At 55.1% G+C, this 21,061-nt stretch carries 16 protein-coding genes and 1 pseudogene; 6 read left to right on the plus strand and 11 right to left on the minus strand.

The window, feature by feature from the left end; translation table 11 throughout:
- Window positions 1-59 precede the first annotated feature (59 nt).
- From MKZ35_RS22795 to MKZ35_RS22845, 11 genes and pseudogenes are all read right to left on the minus strand, one after another.
- Entirely contained in the window at window positions 60-1,373 is a 1,314-nt protein-coding gene (locus tag MKZ35_RS22795; protein ID WP_482515507.1) for a helix-turn-helix domain-containing protein, read from the minus strand.
- Window positions 1,374-1,406: 33 nt separating this feature from the next.
- The gene (locus MKZ35_RS22800) at window positions 1,407-2,420 is read right to left on the minus strand and encodes a bifunctional 3-deoxy-7-phosphoheptulonate synthase/chorismate mutase (protein ID WP_482515508.1); all 1,014 of its coding nucleotides are present in this window, start codon (window positions 2,418-2,420) and stop codon (window positions 1,407-1,409) included.
- Between the two features lie 78 nt (window positions 2,421-2,498).
- A complete protein-coding gene (gene trpA / locus MKZ35_RS22805; RefSeq protein ID WP_482515509.1) occupies window positions 2,499-3,278 on the minus strand; it encodes a tryptophan synthase subunit alpha in 780 nt (259 codons plus the stop codon).
- A gap of 114 nt (window positions 3,279-3,392) precedes the next feature.
- A pseudogene (gene trpB / locus MKZ35_RS22810) lies at window positions 3,393-4,591 on the minus strand (tryptophan synthase subunit beta).
- A gap of 129 nt (window positions 4,592-4,720) precedes the next feature.
- On the minus strand, window positions 4,721-5,452 hold the full coding sequence (locus MKZ35_RS22815; RefSeq protein ID WP_482515510.1) for a phosphoribosylanthranilate isomerase: 732 nt from the start codon (window positions 5,450-5,452) through the stop codon (window positions 4,721-4,723).
- A gap of 51 nt (window positions 5,453-5,503) precedes the next feature.
- Window positions 5,504-6,316 carry an indole-3-glycerol phosphate synthase TrpC gene (trpC, locus tag MKZ35_RS22820; protein WP_482515511.1) on the minus strand — a complete coding sequence of 271 codons (813 nt, stop codon included), beginning with the start codon at window positions 6,314-6,316 and terminating at the stop codon, window positions 5,504-5,506.
- Window positions 6,317-6,483: 167 nt separating this feature from the next.
- Entirely contained in the window at window positions 6,484-7,473 is a 990-nt protein-coding gene (trpD, locus tag MKZ35_RS22825) for an anthranilate phosphoribosyltransferase (RefSeq protein WP_482515512.1), read from the minus strand.
- A 177-nt stretch (window positions 7,474-7,650) separates the two neighbouring features.
- A complete protein-coding gene (locus MKZ35_RS22830; RefSeq protein WP_482515513.1) occupies window positions 7,651-8,223 on the minus strand; it encodes an anthranilate synthase component II in 573 nt (190 codons plus the stop codon).
- Between the two features lie 152 nt (window positions 8,224-8,375).
- Window positions 8,376-9,830 carry an anthranilate synthase component I family protein gene (locus MKZ35_RS22835; RefSeq protein ID WP_482515514.1) on the minus strand — a complete coding sequence of 485 codons (1,455 nt, stop codon included), beginning with the start codon at window positions 9,828-9,830 and terminating at the stop codon, window positions 8,376-8,378.
- Window positions 9,831-10,204: 374 nt separating this feature from the next.
- Window positions 10,205-10,951 (minus strand): alpha/beta hydrolase, encoded by a 747-nt coding sequence (locus tag MKZ35_RS22840; protein ID WP_482515515.1) that lies wholly within the window; start codon window positions 10,949-10,951, stop codon window positions 10,205-10,207.
- Window positions 10,948-11,349: a CBM20 domain-containing protein gene (locus MKZ35_RS22845; protein ID WP_482515516.1), complete on the minus strand. Its 402-nt coding sequence runs from the start codon at window positions 11,347-11,349 to the stop codon at window positions 10,948-10,950. The genes MKZ35_RS22840 and MKZ35_RS22845 overlap by 4 nt, the downstream gene beginning before the upstream one ends.
- Window positions 11,350-11,568: 219 nt before the next feature.
- Here MKZ35_RS22845 and MKZ35_RS22850 point away from each other — a divergent pair, with 219 nt between their 5' ends.
- From MKZ35_RS22850 to MKZ35_RS22875, 6 genes are all read left to right on the plus strand, one after another.
- Window positions 11,569-12,660 (plus strand): cellulase family glycosylhydrolase, encoded by a 1,092-nt coding sequence (locus MKZ35_RS22850; protein WP_482515517.1) that lies wholly within the window; start codon window positions 11,569-11,571, stop codon window positions 12,658-12,660.
- Complete coding sequence (locus MKZ35_RS22855; protein ID WP_482515518.1) at window positions 12,632-13,186, plus strand: hypothetical protein; 555 nt, start codon at window positions 12,632-12,634, stop codon at window positions 13,184-13,186. The genes MKZ35_RS22850 and MKZ35_RS22855 overlap by 29 nt, the downstream gene beginning before the upstream one ends.
- A gap of 277 nt (window positions 13,187-13,463) precedes the next feature.
- On the plus strand, window positions 13,464-14,927 hold the full coding sequence (locus tag MKZ35_RS22860; RefSeq protein WP_482515519.1) for a glycoside hydrolase family 2 protein: 1,464 nt from the start codon (window positions 13,464-13,466) through the stop codon (window positions 14,925-14,927).
- Window positions 14,899-15,615, plus strand: coding sequence for a DUF4982 domain-containing protein (locus MKZ35_RS22865; RefSeq protein WP_482515520.1), 717 nt, complete (start codon window positions 14,899-14,901; stop codon window positions 15,613-15,615). Before MKZ35_RS22860 ends, MKZ35_RS22865 begins: the two co-directional genes overlap by 29 nt.
- Before the next feature lie 665 nt (window positions 15,616-16,280).
- A complete protein-coding gene (locus MKZ35_RS22870; RefSeq protein ID WP_482515521.1) occupies window positions 16,281-19,289 on the plus strand; it encodes a SusC/RagA family TonB-linked outer membrane protein in 3,009 nt (1,002 codons plus the stop codon).
- A gap of 22 nt (window positions 19,290-19,311) precedes the next feature.
- Complete coding sequence (locus tag MKZ35_RS22875) at window positions 19,312-20,913, plus strand: RagB/SusD family nutrient uptake outer membrane protein (RefSeq protein WP_482515522.1); 1,602 nt, start codon at window positions 19,312-19,314, stop codon at window positions 20,911-20,913.
- Window positions 20,914-21,061: the final 148 nt, after the last annotated feature.

Below are 21,061 nucleotides of genomic sequence, written 5' to 3' on the forward strand. Positions count from 1 at the left end.
CAAAATTGCCCCCCAGCCTACTCCCAAACGCCCCGGATTACGGCTTGGGACGTCCCAACTTATGGATTGAGCCTAGCTGCCACCTCGCTGGGTGTGGCCGATTTCAGCTTTTTGAATACCCGATTGAAGGTCGACTTAGAATTGAACCCTGACTCCAGGGCCACTGCCAGCAAGGTATAATGCTGAAAGCGCGGGTCTTGCAACTTGCGCTCAGCCTCGGCAATGCGGTGCCCATTGATATAGTCGTTAAAATTCTGACCAAAGCAAGTATTGATCACGCGCGACAGCAGCGAGGTGTTAGTACGGAGCTGGCTAGCCAATTCGCCCAATGTCAATTCGGGATTTAGGTAGGGCCGCGCCGTTTCCATATGGTGCGTGAGCTTACTGGCCCAACGCATGAGGTCAGGATCGGCGGGAGAAGTTGGGGTTTCAGCAGTAAGTACATCCTGGGCCTGCGTTAGGCGCCGGGGGGCATTTTGGTTTGAATCGCCCCTTAAGCTTGGCTCTAATACTTCTGTAACCAGACGCGGGGCCACCACTATGTTCGCCGCGGGAAGAATTTCTTCAGAGTTGCTTGGCTGGAAATGCAAAGCCGGCGCCGGCTGATACGGAGCAAGCAAGCCAGCGATGCTGAGGTAATAAATCAGCAGACCAGTCGCCAGAAACGAGTACCACACCTGAATGTAGGACAGCGGCGTCAGCACTTTATTTGCCAGGCCGAAGAAAAAAGAAACCAGCAAGCCTATCAGCACCGCCACCATCAGATTGCGCAGCCATTGGAAGCTGATGGGTCCCGTGTTGGAGTAATTATCGTCGAGGTAACGGCGGTAGCGCTGGTAGTCGCGCAGCGTGAGCCAGCCGTAGGCAAACACCGATAGGTAGCCCAGCACTTCTATAGTACCGTCTACCCCTTCGCTCACATTGGCGAGTTGGCCTTTCGTACCGAAGTGCTCGGTGAAAGGCGCGCCCAGAGCCCAGTGCCGCCACACTACATCGTACCCAAACACCACGAGGCGCCACCCCAAGTATACCAACGCAGGCAGGAAATGGCGTTTTTCGGTCCAGCCAAAGCGAAAATCCTGGTTAGTGAGACTACGAAAGTAGAAGTAGAAGGTAGGCCCCAGCGCCAGCCAGTGACTGAAGGGGAAGTAAAACATGAACGTAGAGTGCGCATCGTGGGAGTCGTACCAGCCGGCGAAACCTAGCATCCACTGCGTGAGAGGCAGCGTGTTCAGCAGCAATAGCAGCGCCAGCCAAGTATCAGAAGCGATACCGCGCCGCCACCCACGCACCAGAAACAGCGCTATAAATACTACTCCCTGCACAAAAAAAGGCAGCAGCAACGAGCTATAGGGGCTGAATTCGAAGAACATGCGCTAAAGCTACACAACCAGCACGTTACGACGCTACACCAGCTCTTTGCGCAGGGCGTACACCCGCCGCAGGTTTTGGATAAGCCGAGCTGATTCCTCAAAATTCAAGGTCTGCTGCCCATCGGAAGCAGCTTCTTCGGGTTTCTCATGGGCTTCGTAGAGAATACCATCGGCGCCAGCCATGACAGCAGCCAAGGCCATGGGCGCTACATAGTCGCGGATGCCGATGCCGTGCGAGGGGTCGACGACGACGGGCAGGTGGGTTTTCTCTTTAAGGATAGGTACCGCGTTCAAATCCAGGGTATTGCGAGAAGCGGTTTCGAAGGTACGAATTCCCCGCTCGCACAAAATCAACTTCTCGTTACCGCCCGAAAACACGTATTCAGCGGAGGAGAGCAACTCTTCAATGGTGCCGGAAATGCCGCGCTTGATGAGCACCGGCTTATCGACGCCACCCAAGGCATCGAGCAGGTTGAAGTTCTGAGTGTTGCGGGCGCCGACCTGAAATACGTCCACGTAGTCGTGCATTTCCTCTACCTGCGACACCTGCATTACCTCCGTCACCACTTTGATGCCGCGGGCGCGGGCCATCTGGTGAAACTGCTTCAGGCCTTCCATACCCAGGCCCCGGAAAGAATATGGCGAAGAGCGCGGCTTAAAAACGCCCCCCCGCATCAGGCGCACATTATTATCGAGCAAGTGCTGCATGATTTTCTCCATCTGCGCTTCGCTCTCAATGCTGCACGGGCCGGCTACTAAGCTCAACGACCCTTCCCCGATCTGCACGCCGTCGCCCAAGTCGAGCACGGTAGGCCGCACGCGCCACTTGCGGCTTACCAGCTGATAGTCGTCAGATACCTGATGAATGTCGAGCACACCGGGCAGCTGGCCAATGACGCGCAAGTCTACTTCCGTTTTGCCGATGCCTACGAGGTAACTGGCTCGCTGCGTCGTCACCTCCGTGACTTTGTATTTCAGGGCCTTTATCTGGGCGATAATAGCCTCTTTGGCATTCGCGGCAATATTCTTCTCTAGTTGAATGAGCATATGTGGGTTCCCGCAGAGGGCGCAGAGGATTTGCGCAGATGACGCAGAAGAACGACCTCCGCGACTTCTGCGGGCTAGTTAGTTAAGAACAGACGAAACGAACGCTTTAGCAGCGGCGGGCGCATCATCAGCGCCTTCCAAAGCCCGGATGAAAGCGGAGCCGATGATAGCGCCATCCGCGTAAGAGCAAGCGCGGTCGAAGCTGAGTTTGTCGCCGATACCAAAACCGATAAGGCGGGGGTTGCGCAGGTTCATGGCGGCAATGCGCTCGAAATATGCCTCCTGCACGCCTTCACTCTGGGTATTTTGCCCCCCAGTAGTGCCAGGACCGGACACTAAGTAGAGAAAAGCATCGGTCAGCTCGTCGATGCGGCGAATGCGGGCTTCGCTGGTTTGCGGGGTGATTAGAAAGACCGGGCGCAGATTATGGCGGTGGAATACTTCTTGGTACTCAGCGATATAATCATCCAGCGGCAGGTCGGGCAAGATAATTCCATCAACTCCGGCTTCGGCGGCCTGGCGGCAGAAATTTTCCATCCCAAACTGCATCACGGGGTTTAAATAGCCCATGAGTAGCAGAGGCGTGTCGGGCACGGTTTGGCGGATATCCTGGAGCTGCCGGAACAGCACGCGCATGTTCATGCCGTTGGCCAGAGCGGCGGTGCTGCTTTGCTGAATCACGGGGCCGTCGGCCAGCGGATCGGAAAAGGGCATCCCGATTTCGATGAGGTCGGCGCCCGCAGCGGCCAGGGTTTGGATCAGCGGCACCGTGGCGTCGAGCGTGGGGTAGCCGGCGGTGAAGTAGATGTTGAGCAGGTCTTTGCCTTTCTTCTGGAAGGCTTGTTGGATACGGTTCATGATGATTTCTCGCAGTGTCTCGCAGTGTTAAAACGCAGTGTCGCGCAGTGTTCGACCCGCCAGCGCACTGCGAAACACCGCGCCAACACTGCGAAACACTGCGGGAACCTGACGCTAGTGCATTTGCTCGGCGTATTTTAAGTAAGTATCCAAGTCTTTATCCCCACGGCCCGACAGGTTCAGCACCACAATATCATCAGGCCCCGCTCCTATCTGATCCAAGGCCGCCAGCGCGTGCGCCGTTTCCAGAGCTGGGATAATGCCCTCTAAGCGACTCAGCTCTGCCACTGCCCGCAACGCCGGCTCGTCTTCAATCGAAATAAACCGCGCCCGCCCCGACGCACCCAAGAAGGCGTGCAGCGGCCCGATACCCGGATAATCAAGGCCTGCCGACAGCGAGTAAGGCTCCGTAATCTGGCCGTCTTCGTCCTGCATCAGCAAGGTGCGCGAGCCATGAATAATGCCCGGCTTACCCAGCACCGAAGTTGCTGCCGAATGACCCGATTTAATGCCTTTGCCAGCTGCTTCCACTGCAATCAGCTTTACCGTGGGTTCATCCAGGAAATGATAAAAAGCCCCCGCCGCATTGGAACCGCCGCCCACACAAGCCACCACATAATCGGGCAGCTCACGGCCGACTTTCTCCAGCAATTGCTTTCTAATCTCTTCGCTGATAATGGCTTGCAAACGCGCCACCAGATCGGGATACGGGTGCGGGCCTACTACCGAGCCGATGATGTAGTGCGTATCTACGGGGTTGCTGATCCAGTCGCGGATGGCCTCGTTGGTGGCGTCTTTCAGGGTTTGGCTGCCGCTGGTTACGGGCCGCACTTCGGCACCGAGCAAGCGCATGCGCTCCACGTTGGGGCGCTGGCGCTCAGTATCGGTTTTGCCCATGTACACGATGCACTCCATGCCCATCAGCGCACAGACAGTAGCCGTGGCTACGCCGTGCTGACCAGCGCCGGTTTCGGCGATGATGCGCGTCTTGCCCAAGCGTTGGGCCAGCAAAATTTGACCAACCGTATTATTGACTTTGTGGGCGCCGGTGTGGCATAAGTCTTCGCGCTTCAGAAAGATGCGGGTGCCATAGCGCGCCGACAGCCGCTTGGCCTCGAACAACGGCGTGGGCCGGCCCACGAAGTCGCGCAGGAGCTGCTGGTAGTCGCGCTGAAAGTCGGGGTCGGCGAGGATGGTGAGGTATTGCTCGCGCAATTCTTCTACGTTGGGGTACAGCATTTCGGGAATAAATGCCCCCCGAACTCGCCGTAGTAGCCACGGGCATTGGGTTGGAAAGCGGAAGTAGAAGCCATATCGGAGGTGAAGGATTGGGATGCTGAATTAGAATTCGTTTGAGCGTCATGCTGAGCCTGTCGAAGCATCTCTACTGAGGAGTAATCAATGCCGTTAGCAACGAAGCGGGAGAGATGCTTCGACTCCGCTCAGCATGACGCGTTCTTTTTTGGGGAGCTTATCAGTTCAGTAGCGGTCACGCCGCGTAGCTGCTGAAACATCTGCTGCAATCGAATCGGGTCTTTTTCGCCGGGGCCGACTTCAAACCGACTGTTTAAGTCTACGGCAAACAAGCCTGGCAGCTGGAGGTTCCGTAGCGTTTCGGCGTGGGCTAAATCGAGGCCACCGGCGAGGAAATAAGGCGTGGGCAGTGCATAGTCGCGCAGAAGCTGCCAGTCGAAAACGAGGCCGTTGCCGCCGGGCTGCTCGCCTTTGGTATCAAACAAGAAATAGTTGCAGTGCGGGACGTAGGGAAGCAGGATGTCAAAGTCAAAGTTGCCCCCCAGCGCAAACGCTTTCATTACCAGCAGGCCCAGGGCGCGCAGCTCCTGGCATTGGGCTGGGGTTTCGTCGCCGTGGAGCTGCACGACATTCAGCTTAAACTCCTGCACCCGCTGCCGAATAACCTCCGTCGTTTCGTTGACAAAAACACCTACTCTTCTTATGCTGGGGGGCAAATTTTCCAAGCTAACGGCGCTTAGCTCCTCCCCCACGTAGCGGCTGGATTTCGGATAGAATATGAAGCCCAAAAAATCCGGTTGCAGCGCGGCCACAGCCGCAAGGCTATTCGCCTCGCGCATTCCGCACACCTTTATATGGAGCATACTCAGACTGTAGCGCGAAGCGGTGCTTCGCTTTTTGAACAATAACGACTGGGACATTTTGCAACGACATATTCGAGTAAACAGCGCGAGGCGAAGCACCGCTTCGCGCTACACCGCAGCCGGCTCTTTGCTTTGCAGCTCCTGCACCAGGGCGGCACAGGCTTTTTCGGGGCGGCTGTGGCGCATGAAAGCCTCGCCCAACAGAAAGCCGCGGTAGCCGTAGCCACGGACTTGCTGAATGGCGGCGGCCGTGCTCAGTCCACTTTCTGACACTTTCACGAACTCGTTAGGAATGCGTTCGGCCAGTTCGGCGGAGGTTTCCAGGCTCATGCTGAAGTCGTGGAGGTTGCGGTTGTTTACGCCTACCAGGTTCACCGCTTCAGCGTCGAGGCTGCGGTCCAGCTCTTCGGCGTTGTGCACTTCCAACAAGACTTCCATGCCCAAACTGCGGGCAAAACGACCTAGCCGCGATACTTCGGCAGGCGCGAGTACGGCCGCGATGAGCAGCACGGCATCAGCACCAATGCTTTTGGCTTCCAGAATCTGGTACTCATCTATCACAAAATCTTTGCGCAGAATGGGGCAGAAATTGAAGCGACGCGCAGTTGTTAGGTCCTCATTTTGCCCCCCAAAGAATTCCTTATCTGTGAGTATCGACAGGGCCGACGCGCCGGCCTGCATGTAGCCAATAGTCGTTCGCTCGATTGGTGCATGCGGGTTTATCCAGCCCTTCGAGGGCGATTTGCGCTTAAACTCAGCGATAATTCCACTCAAGTCTTCGCGTAGCAGGTAGTGGCGCAACGACAATGGCTGGGTGTTGAAATATAAGCTGCGCTCCAGCAGCTTCACTGGCACCAAACTTTGACGCTCAGCTACTTCGCCGCGCTTGTGTTGAATAATCTGATCAAGAATAGTAGCCATGAGCTAAGAACAAGAAGCCGAAGGTTTTGGTCGGCTGTTGAAATGAAATTGAGTAATCGGGATCAAGGTGTAGAAACGCAACATTTTGCGTCTAATCATTGAACGACTTGAATCACACTATGCAACTAAACAGTATCCGCAACGATGAGACGCAAAATATTGCGTCTCTACACGTTCAATAACTGCCGAAATGCCCCCCGGGCTGCGCCACTTGCCAGCGATTCGCGGGCAACTTCCAACGCGTCGGGCAGCGACAAAGCCGGATCGGCGCACTGAATGGCTAGGGCGGCGTTAGCGGTTACTACATCGCGCTGGGCCGGGGTACCTTGATTATCAAGCACCTGAAGAAACAAAGCGGCTGATTCGGCGACAGTTTGCCCCCCAGCCAGGTCAGTGGCGGTGTAGGTGGGCAACCCAAGCGTGGCCGCCGTCACCACCTGCTCGCCCCGCGCCGATACCACTTTGGCTGTGCCGGTAAGGGAGAGTTCATCGTAGCCATCGAGGGCATGTACCACGGCGTAGCGGGTGCTGGTTTGCTGAAACAGGTAGTTATACAAGCGTAGCAGTTCCAGACTGAACACGCCCGCCAGCTGCGCCGCCGGCCGAGCCGGATTAACCAGCGGACCAAGGATGTTGAAGAAGGTGCGGACGCCCAGTTCCCGACGTACTGGCCCGGCGTGACGCATGGCCGGGTGAAACGCCGCTGCGTGCAGAAAGCAGATATTAGCTTCGTCCAGCTGCCGCCGTAAGGTGTCGGACGACGCCTCGAAATCGTAGCCGAAGTGAGCCAGAATATTGGAGGAGCCACACACCGACGACACACCAAAGTTGCCGTGCTTAGCTACTTTATACCCCGCCCCGGCCGCTACAAAGCAGGCCAGCGTGGAGATGTTCAGCGTGTCTTTGCCGTCGCCGCCAGTGCCTACAATGTCGAGCACTTCATTGGTGCCTAGCTCTGGGTCCCGGCAGAGGTCGAGCAGGGCATCGCGGAAGCCGCTGAGCTCCGGCACCGTGATGGGCCGCATCCGGTATACGGTCATGAAAGCGGCCGTTTCGGATGCATTGACGCCTCCCTGACCTAAGCGAAACATTGCCTCGCGGGCTTCCTCACGAGTGAGGGTTTGCTGGTCAAAAAGGGTGGTGAGGATCTGTTTCAAAATCGGGGATTTATAAAAATTTCACTTACCTGTTTCAATCGTCTGTCATGCAAAGGAAGAGCCGAAGCATCTCGCGTGCTGATGCAGGATTAGTAACCGGTCGTCAGTACGCGAGATGCTTCGTCGCTGCTTGATGCGCAGAATGCTCTGCATGGCGTTCTCGTGGTATCAATTCATTTACTCAACAAGCCAGTTTTTCAACATCTCGTGGCCGTGTTCGGTCAGGATAGACTCGGGGTGGAACTGCACGCCGCGCACGTCATACGTGCGGTGGCGCAGGGCCAGCACCTGGCCGTTGGCGTCGCGGGCCGTTATTTCCAGTTCCGCGGGCATCGACTCAGGCGTAACGACCCACGAGTGATAGCGGCCAACGCGAAACTTAGTAGGTAGATTCTTAAATAACCTATCCTCGCCAGTGATGATATCAGCGTCGGTGGCAATGCCGTGGAGCACGGCGGGCAGGTTATACAATTGCCCCCCAAAGGCCTCAGCAATGCCTTGATGGCCGAGGCACACGCCCAGCATGCGTTTGGTAGGCGCGTACCGCTGAATAATGGCGGGCATCAATCCTGCATCGGCTGGCACACCGGGGCCGGGCGAAAGCAGGATAGAATCGTATTGCTCCACTTCTTCCAACGCTATTTTATCGTTGCGCACTACGGTCGTTTGGGCGCCGTAGCCAAGCTCGCGCAGCAGCTGCACGAGGTTGTAAGTGAAGGAGTCGTAATTATCGAGAACGAGAATGCTCATGGTGCTGAGAGCTTATGTTTAAGTACTTACTGTTTTAATAACGCTACTGAGGCTTTTCATTCAACTAAACAACATCAGCAACGAAGTCAACCACCCCAGCGGCACCGTTGGTGCCGCGTTCCCTCCTCAGCTGAGGAGGGGAGCTTGACGGACTAAGCCGTTGCTGTCAGCTTCTCCCCTATTGCTTCGGCCATTTTCAAGGCTTTGCGCAGAGCAGCCAACTTATGATGCACTTCGTTTAGTTCGGAGTTGATATCGGAGGCGGCTACTACACCCGCGCCGGCTTGGTAGTGGAGCTGATTGCCAGTGCTAAGGAAGGAACGAATCATGATGGCGTGGTTGAAGTCGCCGTTGAAGCCTAAGTAACCCAGAGCGCCACCATAGTAGCCCCGGCCGGTGGGTTCGAGCTTATCGATGAGCTGCATGGCGCTGTGCTTGGGAGCGCCGGAGAGCGTGCCAGCCGGGAAAGTATCGGCTACTACTTGCAGCGGAGAAGCGTTGGGGGCCAATGTGGCGGTTACTTCACTTACTAGGTGAATGACGTGGGAGTAGTACTGGATTTCGCGAAACACCTTTACTTTCACCTCGTCGCCGTGACGGGCCAGGTCGTTGCGAGCGAGGTCAACGAGCATGACGTGCTCCGCATTTTCCTTGGGGTCGTCGGCTAATTTCTGGGCGAGAGCAGCGTCTTCAGCGTCGTGGCCGGTGCGGCGGAAAGTGCCGGCGATAGGGAACAGACTAGCAGCGCGGCCTTTAATCAGCAGCTGCGTTTCGGGCGAGGAGCCGAAGATTTTGAAGTTGCCGTAGTCGAAGTAAAATAGATACGGCGATGGATTGACGGAGCGCAAGGCGCGGTACACGTTGAACTCATCACCAACAAAGCCCTGCGAGAAGCGGCGCGACAACACGATTTGAAACACGTCACCTTTGCGGCAATGGTTCTGACCAGCGGCCAGCTTTTCCAGAAACTCCTCATCCGTGAGGTTGGTCGTCTCCTGACCTACCGGCGCAAAACCAAACTCCGGCAAACTCGGGTTGCGCACCAGATTCACTAGCCGCGTCAGGCCGTCGTGGTCGGTGGGCTCGTCGGCGGGTGAGTGTTCGAAAACGTAAAGCTCGTTGCGGAAGTGGTTGATGGCAATGACGTAGCGGTAGGTACCGTAAATAATATCCGGAATCTGACCCGCAGATTCTTTCGCGGGGTTCAGCGTGAGGTCTTCGAAGTACTGCACGGCCTCGTAGCCCATGTAGCCAAAAAGCCCCCCAGTAATGAAATCGAACTCACTCTTCTCGGTTTGGAAACGGCCCGCAAACTCGCGCAGGCGGTCGAGAGCAAGGCGGGGCTGCGCCAGCATTTCGGTGGTGGCGGTACCGTCGGGGAAGGTTTGGCGCAGCTCGCTCCGGCTTAGCTCAAAGCGGGCCAGCGGGTCGCAGGCGAGGTAGCTAAACGCGTTTTGCTGGCCGTGGTAGTCCGAGCTTTCGAGCAGCAAGCAGTTAGGATACTGGTCGCGCAAACGCAGGTAGAGGCCCACCGGCGTCACGGTATCGGCCAGCAGGCGCACGTGGCGGGTTTTGAGCGAGTAAGTAAGTTGCGGCGAGTTATTCATGAGACGTGGGGGGCATTTTTGATGGGCAACAAGTACTGATTCGGACCACCGGGAAACAAAAAAGCCCGGCGGGTGGCCGGGCTTTCCTTTATGTTCGATGCGAGGTTCTATTGTTGAATGACCTTACCGCACGCACAGGTTTTCCCGTCCGGAGTTTCGGAGAGGCCACCACCATGCTTGCGAAGTCATTGAGAAGTTCATTGCCACTGATAAAAGCGTTTGTGCCGCAAATATAAGCGGCGATTAGCAAGGTGCAAGTTTTTTAGTAGCGCGGAAATCTGTTCCGCGTCGAGCCGCAAGCGAGAAGTTGGTACCGCGACAGTTGTGCGCATGCGTGGTTTCGCGCTGTACGCGACGCGGAACGGATTTCCGCGCTACCGTCCGTACAGCCACTGATAGGCCGCCGGAAACTCCCGCCGCCAAAACCATTCGGCATGTTTGCCATCAGGCATAGCATGATAACTGATGGCAGCTGGCTTGACTCCAGCTTTCCGCAAAGAATCCCGCATGGCGGCCATCAGCGGCACCATTGTTTCGCTTTCCTGCTCCCCGGCCACAAAATAAAACTGCGTTGGCCGCCGCAGCCGGGCGCGGCGCACATAGTCAAATATTGAATCCTGAGCGAACCACAATGCCGGCGAAAACACCCCGATTTTGCTGAATACCTGTGGGTATTTTAGGCCCGCGTAGAGCGAAATCAGTCCGCCCATGGAGGAGCCGGCCATGCCCGTATTTTTTCGATTCCTTAAGGTCCGATACTTATCATCAATTTGGGGTTTGAGCGTCTGGACTATGAAATCCAGGTAAGCATCGCCCTGCCCGCCGCCGTACCTAGCATTACGCCAGGGTGATAGCTCATCGAGTCGCGTTGAGCCGCCGTGGTCCACGGCTACCACGATGCAGCCAGCATCCTGCCCCTCCAGTTGAAGCTGACGCAAGGTTTCATCTACGCCCCATTCGCCACTAAACCCGGTGAATTCGTCGAAGATATTCTGGCCATCGTGCAGGTAGAGCACGGGGTAGCGCCGGCGGCTAGTGGCGTAATCGTTGGGCAGATACACCCACACCCGCCGCTTCCGGTTGAGCTGCGGGATAGCAAATGAATCGGCCAGTATGGTCACATTGGGCGTAAGGGTGTGCTGCTTTGGGGGGCGCCACCGGCCAGATCCTGCCAATTGCTGATTTCGTGCGTAACCGTTTTGCCAGCGGCGGCCGTGTAGCGGCGGTTTTCGATGCCTTTGTTAGCCGCATCGGTTTCTACCGTTTCCCAGGAGCCTCGCGTAAACTTGTATTCGAAATTATTGAGGCTGGGGGGCAAAATCAGCTGGTAGCTGCCGTCGGCGTTTTTGGTGAGCGCCTGGGGGGCATTTTTGGGGTTCCAATTATTGAAAGAACCCGCGACATAGAGCACGGCATCGGCGGGCGTGTTGGCTGGCACGCGGTCAACGCGCAGAATGACCTGAGCATAGCCCATATTAATCCCCAGCGCTAAAGCTAGCCCCATTGATCCTATACGCATGACAATCAATAAATTACCAGCAGTGTGAAAGTAAGCAAGAGTTGCGCCCAGCGCGGAGGTGAAGATAGGCTCTGTACTCGTGCGAAGTTTCAATGCTAGAATAAGTTAGGATAACCCTATTAATTTCATTGCACAAACGATTGCGCAATCCAGAGCATTTCGCTTGCTCAACTCCTTGTATATGTGCGGTCTTAGACTCACTTTCCTTACTTCCGGCCTATGCGCTTACTTACGTTTCTGCTTTCTTTTCTAATCTGGCATACGCTGTTGCCGGTATCAGTAGCGGCCCAAGCTACGTCTGCGGTGCGGCAGCCGGAGGGCGACGTTTTTGTAGACAAGCAGGGCGTACTGCGCTGGCAGAAGACGAAGAAGGAAGTGGCCCTATTTGGGGTAAACTATACCACGCCCTTCGCTCACGCCTACCGGGCTCACCAGCGCGTGGGAGCCGCTCATGAGCAAGCCATTACGCAGGATGTTTATCATCTCTCGCGACTGGGGCTGGACGCCTTCCGGGTGCATGTGTGGGACGTGGAAATCACGGATACGCTGGGCAATCTGCAGGAGAATGAGCAGTTGAAGCTGCTCGATTTCCTGGTGGCGCAACTCAAGCAGCGTGACATCAGAATCATCCTGACGCCCATTGCTTACTGGAACAACGGCTACCCGGAACCCGACACCGGCACGGGTTTTTCCAGCATCTACTCCAAGGCGCAGACCTACACCAACCCACGCGCCATCCTGGCCCAGGAAAGGTATCTGACGCAGTTTCTGAATCACCGCAACCCCTACACCAAGCAGCTCAACCGCGAAGATCCGGACATCATTGCCTACGAGGTGTGCAATGAGCCCAAATACAGCAAGCCCGAGGCGCCCGTGACGGATTTTGCCAACCGCATGGCCCAGGCTATTCGGGCTACGGGCTGCCGCAAGCCGGTATTCTACAACATCGCCGAAAGCCCCGATGTGTACGATGCTATTCTGAATGCCAACGTGGATGGCGTGACCTTCCAATGGTATCCGCAAGGGCTGGTGAGCGGACATACCCTGCGCGGCAACTTCCTGCCCTACGTGGATCAGTACCCGATTCCGTTTCGGCAGGATAAGCGCTTTACCAGCAAAGCCAAAATGGTGTACGAGTTCGAGTCGGCCGCGCTACTGGATTGTGCTGCGCAAAGGGCAGCAGGCGCTAACATTCCCCGGTGGTTTCACGGGCCAGCCCCGCGACTGGGACTACTATCACGCCGAAAATTACACTGTGCCCATTGTGGCGGCGGGCACACCTTTGCCCTTATTCAATGCGGCCCAGGATAAGGACCAAATAGAAGCGCGGGGCTTCGGCGCCACCAACTGGACTGATTACGTGACCACGCCGGCCGGCGAACTGGCTCTGCGCATGGTAGTGGCTCAGTCCGGGCAGCCGAAACTGGCAGCAACAGTTAGTCCTTTGGCGGCTGTGCGGGCTTACTTTGGCCACAAGCTGGCAGGCCGCGCTACTGATTTAGCCAGCTTTAAAGCGGTAGTTGTGAAGGGCCGAGCCAACCAGCCCGCTACCGCAGTGAAGGTGGTATTACAAACCAAAGACGCGGCGGCCTATTCGGCTACTGTACAGTTCGGCACCGAAGTGCAGGAGCTGCGCATTCCGCTCTCCTCCTTCCGGCCTGATGCGCTATTAGTCTTGCCCCGGCCCTATCCTGGTTTCCTGCCGCTTACTTATCAATTTGCCAACCAGCCTGCCCTAAAGCTTACGGACGCTGAGGTTTTGCAAGTGGTGCTTGAGGGCGCTGCGCCAGCCAGTGGCCAGCTGCACGTTGACCTCGAATCAGTCTCTTTACAATAAACGCATGTTGATTTCATCTTATTCGACCTTTGTTAACGCTGTTTTTCGCACGATCGTTTGCCTAGGATTAGCAGCCTCTTTGGGGCAGTGTGGCGGGCGGTTAGGGAACGCAATCAGACAGAAAGCCACCCCAGCAGTCATCACTGACTTTAACCAAGACTGGCAGTTTGTCAAGGACATTGATACTACGGTAACCGCGGCGCTGTTCGCTAAAGCAGAAAGTTCATCAGCCAATTGGGCGGCCGTTTCATTACCCCACACGCCGCAACTTGAACCTGTGGCGCCCAATCAGCGGCAGTGGCAAGGCACTTGCTTTTACCGCAAGTATTTTCAGGTACCATCGGCCGGGCCGGGGCCACGGGTGGTTGTTGAGTTTGGGGCCGCCATGCACACGGCCGACGTGTACCTGAATAGCCAGCGGCTTCAGCGCCACGTTGGCGGCTATCTGCCTTTTACCGTCGATGTTTCGCGCCAGGTAAAATATGGTCAGGAGAACTGTTTGCTGGTGCGCCTCACCAACCAGGACAACCCCGACGTACCGCCTGGCAAGCCACTCAAAGACCTGGATTTCAACTTCTACGGCGGCCTTTACCGGTCTGTGCGCCTGGTCCTCACCGACCCGCTGCACATCTCCAACGCCGTACAAGCCGGCCACACCGCGGGCGGAGGCATTTTGGTGCATTACGAAAACGTAAGTCAGCAGGCCGCCACGCTGCAAGTGCAAACGGAAGTACAGAATAACGCCCCCCAAACGCAGGCTGCCCAGGTGCGCACCACGCTACTGGATGCACAAGGCAAAGAAGTAGGGCGGACTGAAAGCGAATCAGCTACCGTAGCCGCCGGCACTTTCAAACAAATAAATCAGCAACTTACTATTACCAAGCCGCAGCTATGGTCGCCGGAAACACCTTATCTATATCGGCTGGTGGTAGAAGTGCTGCGCGACGGCCAAATTATTGACCGCAAGGAAGTACAAACCGGCGTGCGCTCTATTCGCTTTGCCACCAATGGCTTCTACCTGAATGGTGAAAAGCTGCGGTTGCGCGGCACGAATCGCCACCAGGAATATCCTTATTTGGGCTATGCCCTGTCGGATAATGCCCAGTACCGCGACGCCTGGCAAATCCGGGATGCTGGCTTCAACTTCGTGCGCTGCTCCCATTATCCGCCTTCGCCCGCCTTTTTGCAGGCTTGCGATGAGCTGGGCATTCTGGTGATGAATTCTATTCCGGGCTGGCAGTTTTTTGGTGATGCTGATTTCCTGAAAAACAGCCTGCAAGACGTGCGCGACATGGTGCGCCGCGACCGGAACCACCCCAGCATTATCCTCTGGGAATCGTCGCTGAACGAGACCGACATGAGCAAGCCGTATATGGAGCAAACCCACGCGGCGGTGCATCAGGAGCTGCCTTGGAAGGAAGGCGTGTACACCTGCGGCTGGATGGATTATGCCTATGACGTATTCATTCCGGCCCGCCAGCACCGCAAAGCCCCCGACTATTGGAACAAATACGATGACAACAAGCCCCTGTTTCTCTGTGAGTACGGCGACTGGGAATACTACGCCCAAAATGCGGGCTTCAACCAAACTGCCTACGCCGGCCTGAAGGAATCGGAGCGTACCTCGCGCCAATTGCGCGGCCAAGGCGAGCGGGCTCCAACAGGCCCTCAACTTCCAGGAAGCCCACAACGACAACTACCGCAGCCCCGCCGTGGGCGATGCCAACTGGCTGATGTTTGACTACAAGCGCGGCTACGCCCCGGATATCGAGTCATCGGGGGTAGCTGATATTTTCCGGTTGCCTAAGTTCGCTTACTACTTCTACCAAAGCCAGTACGGCCCCATAAATGCCCCCCACGGCTTCGGTAAGCCCATGGTTTTCATTGCCAGCTACTGGCAGCCGACTTCCGGCAAGCGAGTGGTGGTGTATAGCAACTGTGATGAAGTGGAATTGTCGCTCAACGGCGAAGTAGTGGCCCGCCAGCAGCCGGATAAGGACAATTTCTCTGACCAGCTGCCGCACCCGCCGTTTACCTTCACGCTGCCTGCCTATGCGCCGGGCACTTTACGGGCCGTGGGGTACTACAAGGGCAAAGTCGCTGCGCAAACTGAGCGGCGCACACCGGGCGGCGCCAAAAGCCTGAAGCTTTCCTACGCCCAAAATGGCAAAGATGTGGCGGTGGGCCAGAATGACGCCGTGTTCATTTATGCTTCCGTAATTGACGAAAACGGCACCGTAGTGCCCGATGCCGCAAATTCAGTGCGCTTTACAGCAAATGGAGGCGAGCTACTTGGCGACAATCCTGTGAAAGCCGAGGCTGGTATTGCTACTATTTTACTAAAAATGCCCCCCAGACAAAGCGTCATTCAAGTTACGGCTACTACGGACAATTTAGCTTCTAACAAGCTCACTATCAGAAGCGAATGACAGCTGCCAATAAAGTTTTGTAATAAATTGCAGAGGGTCATGCCTGTCTAGCGTCCCGAAAAAGAGCATCTCGCGTGCTGGTATCTGAGCACTAATTTTAGTAAACCCAGGAGATGCTTCGTGACCGGACGCCAGATTAAGTCTGATCGTCTGACGCATTACCATGCAACTTCAACATGCAGAAATTTAATTATTCATTAAACACCTGATAATCATTGTATCAGTGCCCCGAGAAATCAGATTATCGATTGTGTTTTTCGACACTCTGAAGCTATTCAGAAACAACTTTTTAAGCTTTTTATAAGGAGCACCAGCTCAAATAAAGGGTAAGTAGCTCGACACGGTTAAACCCAATTTATTTGCATTGCTGATATAGATAAGCCGTTTTTTTTCCGGACTACAACCAAGTAGGTTTTTGTTGGGAGTACAGAGATGCATTCAAAAAGAAACCCAGATGCGAGCATAATTCCCAGATAAATTAATTGCATTTTTTAACGTCAAAACTCTATCTTGCGCAGTTTCTTAACCACATTGGAGTGTAGCGTTCATTTAGATAAGTTTAAGTCTTATAGTCCGCCGGCTATAATTCTTTCCCATCTTTTGTCACTCCTGATTGCTTGCCCGACTTAGTCGGTTTATTTATTCCCACCACAAACATCTTTTCAATGAAACACCCTTACCTGGCGAAACTACTGTTTCTGCTATTGTTCATCTGTGCCGGCTTCACCGGCGCGTTCGCCCAGACCGGCTCAGTGAGCGGTCGGGTATTGGACGAACAGAGTCAAGGGTTACCCGGCGTGACTGTGCTGATTGAGGGCACTCCCCTGGGTAACTCCACTAATGTTGATGGCACTTTCTCTATTCAGAACGTGCCGGCGGGCCAGCAAACTTTAGTGGTGTCCTTTATCGGCTACACCTCTAAGCGGCTACCTATTTCCGTAACGGCAGGTCAGAATACGGAGGCCAACGCCACACTCGGCGAAAACACGACCCTGCTCAATGAGGCCGTGGTAGTCGGCTACGGTACTCAGCGGCGGCAAGACGTGACGGGCTCTATCGCCACTGTTGACTCCAAAGACTTCGTGCAGGGTCAAATCACCAACCCTGAGCAGCTCATCAACGGCAAAGTAGCTGGCGTACAAATTACTACGGGCGGCGGTGCGCCGGGCTCGGCCAGTAACATCCGTATCCGGGGTGGAGCTTCGCTGAATGCCACCAACGAGCCACTGATCGTCATTGACGGCGTACCCGTGGATGGCAACAGCATCAGTGGGGCCGCCAGCCCCCTGAGCACTATTAACCCGAATGACATCGAAACCTATACCGTACTGAAAGATGCCTCAGCGACGGCCATCTACGGTTCGCGGGCTTCCAACGGCGTTATTCTAATTACAACGAAAAAAGGCGTGCAAGGCGAGAAGCTGGCAGTTGCTTTCAGCTCCCAGTATTCGCGCTCCAAGAAGGTAAATGATGTAGACGTACTCTCTGCCGATCAGTTTCGGGCCGTAGTAGCCGAGCGCGGCAGCGATGCGCAGAAAGCACTGGTCGGCGCCGCCAACACCGACTGGCAGGATGTCGTTTTCCAATCAGCTTCTACTTACGACAACAACATCAGTCTGACCGGTGCCATAGGCAAGTTTCCCCTCCGCGTTTCGGCGGGCTATTTGAACCAGGATGGTATTCTGAGAACGAGCAACCTGGAGCGTCTCACCGGCTCCGTCAGTCTGACGCCCGTGCTACTCAACGACAATCTGCGCCTTACCATTAATGCCAAAGGAAGCCGGGCCATTAGCCGCTTCGCCGATGAAGGCGCTATCGGCGCGGCTATCAACTTTGATCCTACCAAGCCCGTAACCGGCGACGCTTTCGGTGGCTATTACGAGTGGACGCAGGCCAACGGTAACCCAATCACCATAGCTCCGCGCAACCCATTGGGGCTATTAGAGCAACGCGAAGATGAAGCTACCGTGGACCGCCTCATTGGTAACGTGCAGCTTGACTACCGTCTGCCTTTCCTGCCCGATCTGCGGGCTGTATTAAATCTGGGCACCGACCGCTCGTCGAGCGCCGGCACCCGCTTCGTTCCGGCCATCGCGGGCCGTTCCTTCACGCGGGGCGGTGAAAACAATGAATATGGTCAGGACCGCTACAACAAGCTGTTAGACTTCTACCTGAACTACGTAAAGCAGCTGGGCGAAAGCCGCCTCGACCTCACGGGGGCTATTCTTACCAGGATTTTATCCGCGAAGAGCCTCGCTTTGCTGATTTCCGAGCCGACGGAACCGAATTTGCTCCTGCTCCCTTCCCTTCCCTTCCGGACGCAGTATACGCTGGTATCTTTCTTTGGTCGGGCCATCTATAATCTAAAGGACCGCTATACCGCAACTGCCACCCTACGTTCTGATGGCACTTCCCGCTTTGTTGATGATAACCAGTTTGGTTATTTCCCGGCTGTAGGATTGGCCTGGAGCATCAAGGATGAGTCCTTCCTGAAAGATGTAACTGCGTTAACTCAGTTAAAACTGCGCGCCGGTTACGGTATCACTGGCCAGCAGGATTTAGAGAATGCGGGCGGTACAGGCATACAAGGAGTAGGCAATTATCCTTTCTTGGCCCGCTATACTGAGGGTGACTTAAACACCCAGATTCAGGTGGGCTATAATGCTGATGGGACGCCCCGCTTCGTCTCTACGTTGCGGCCTGAAGGCTACAACAGAGATTTGAAATGGGAAGAAACAACCACATATAATGCTGGTATTGACTACGGCGTATTGGACGGCCGCCTCTCCGGCTCGATTGACGTATATCAGCGTAATACCAAGGATTTGCTGGCCGTAGTGGCGCTACCGGCAGGCTCTAACCTGATCAATGAATTTGCCCGCAACATCGGCACTTTAGAAAACCGTGGTATTGAAGTGGCGCTGAACGTGGTGCCGATTCGCTCAGAGAACGTTAACTGGAGCGTTAATTTCAACGCGGCTTACAATGAGAATGAGATTACCGGCCTGAACGATGTCGTTGATCCTAACTTCCCGGGTTATTTAATTGGTGGCATTGCTGGCGGTACCGGCAACAACGTGCAGATCAACTCGGTTGGCTTCCCATCCAACTCTTACTACGTATTCAAGCAGGTGTACAATGCTGATGGAGCGCCGCTGGAAGGCGTATACGCCGACCTGAACGGGGATGGCCAGGTAACAGACCTGGACAAGTATCGCTACAAGTCCTCAAACCCCAAAACCACGCTGGGCTTCAGTTCCAACCTCTCTTATCAGAAGTTCAATCTGGCCTTCACGATGCGTAGCTACCTCGACAACTACGTGTACAACAACGTGAACTCGGATCGGGGCACTTACCGCGGCCTGTTTGATCCGAACAACTTCCTGGGCAACGTATCTACGAATGCCTTGGAGACGAATTTTGTCAATAACCAGTACTTCTCTGATTACTACGTGGAGAATGCCTCGTTCCTGCGTATGGACAACGTTACGCTGGGCTATAATGGGGGGCAATTCTTCAACGAGAAATTAAACTTTGGCCTGACCTTCGCTGTTCAGAACGTATTTGTTATCAGCGATTACAAAGGGCTTGATCCCGAGATTTTCAATGGTATCGACCGCAACTTTTATCCCCGTCCGCGCACGTTCACGGTTGGTTTAAATCTGGGTTTCTAATTTGTTCGTACGTCTCAAAAAAATGAAAAAGTTACTCATACGAAGCTTGGTAGCCCTGGCCGTTACCACCTCCACGCTCGGCGTCTCGTCTTGCGTGAATGACTTGGACCGGGAGCCTGAGTTTGACCCTACCTCCGCGGTAGTCTATAATGACCCCGCTAATTACGAAGCCGTTTTGGCCAAGCTTTATGCTGGCTTGGCGGTTAGTGGTCAGCAAGGTCCCTCTGGCAATGCTGACTTGCGCGGATTTGATGAAGGTACTTCGCCTTACCTGCGCATGTATTGGTTTACGCAGGAGCTGCCGACCGATGAGGCCATCATTGCCTGGAACGACGGCGACCTGCCCGAGCTTAACCGCTTGACCTGGACGGCGAGCAACTCATTTGTACGCACCATGTACAACCGTCTTTTCTATCAGATCACGATTTGCAACGAGTATATCCGCGAAACCACGGATGATAAGCTGGGCGGGCGCGGCGTTACGGACCCTTTATTAACAACTGTGAAGCAATACCGGGCTGAGGCTCGCTTTCTGCGTGCGCTAAGCTATTTCCATGCGCTTGATATGTTTGGCAATGTGCCTTTCGTAACCGAGACCGACCAAGTAGGCGCTTTCCTGCCTAAGCAAGCGACGCGGGCTGAATTGTTTAACTACATAGAGTCGGAATTGCTGGCTATTGAGCCTGAGTTGGTAGCCGCCCGTCAAAATCAGTATGGTCGGGCTGACCGGGGTGCTGCTCAGACTTTATTGGCTAAGCTTTATCTGAACGCCCAAGTGTATACCGGACAGCCTAAGTTTACGGAGGCCGCGACTTATTCTAAGAGGGTTATCGACGCTGGCTATTCTTTAACGCCGGTGTATAACAATCTGTTTGTAACCAATAATAACACAATAGCCGCTTCCGAAATTATCTTCCCCATCACCTTCGATGGTCTGCGAACCAAGACCTTTGGTGGTATGACCTTCCTGGTGCACGCCGGAGTGGGTGGCGATATGAACCCCGCTGCTTACGGCATCAACGGGGGCTGGTCGGGCTACCGGGCTAAGTCAACGCTTGCCGACAAATTTACGGACCTGACGGGTGCTAATGACGACCGTGCCCGCAACTTCGTAACAGAAGGTCAGAAGCGCGAGAACACTGATATCTTCACCTTCACCGACGGCTATGCGCTCCAGAAATACCGCAACGTAAGCTCAACCGGTGTGAAAGGCTCCGATACCGGTGGCGACCACCCGGATACCGACTTCCCCATGTTCCGCCTCGGCGACGTGTATTTGATGTATGCGGAGGCCGTAGTACGTGGCGGAGCCGGCAGTTCCGCTGAGGCTCTTACTTACGTGAACCGCGTGCGGCAACGGGCCAAAGCTTCGACTATTACCGCTAATCAGCTGACGTTGGACTTTCTGTTGGATGAGCGCGCTCGTGAGTTATATATGGAGTGTTACCGCCGTACCGACCTGATTCGCTTCGGCCGCTTTGGCGGCACGAACGTGACGTACAACTGGCCCTGGAAAGGTGGTGTGCTACAAGGACGCCCGGTGTCTGAGGCGCTAAATCTCTACCCCATCCCATCCTCCGACCTCACTGCTAATCCCACGCTGAAGCAGAACCCAGGTTACTAAGCGTTCCAACATAGTTCTTAACCGAATACCTGGGATTGAAAGCCCACTATTTATTTAATCCTGGGTATTCGGTTTCAATTTTTCAAAATTTTACTCCACATACAGATGAAAAACTGGCTTACCCAAATTTTGGGGCTTTGCACGGCCG

It is taken from the genome of Hymenobacter sp. R533113, assembly GCF_056835965.1.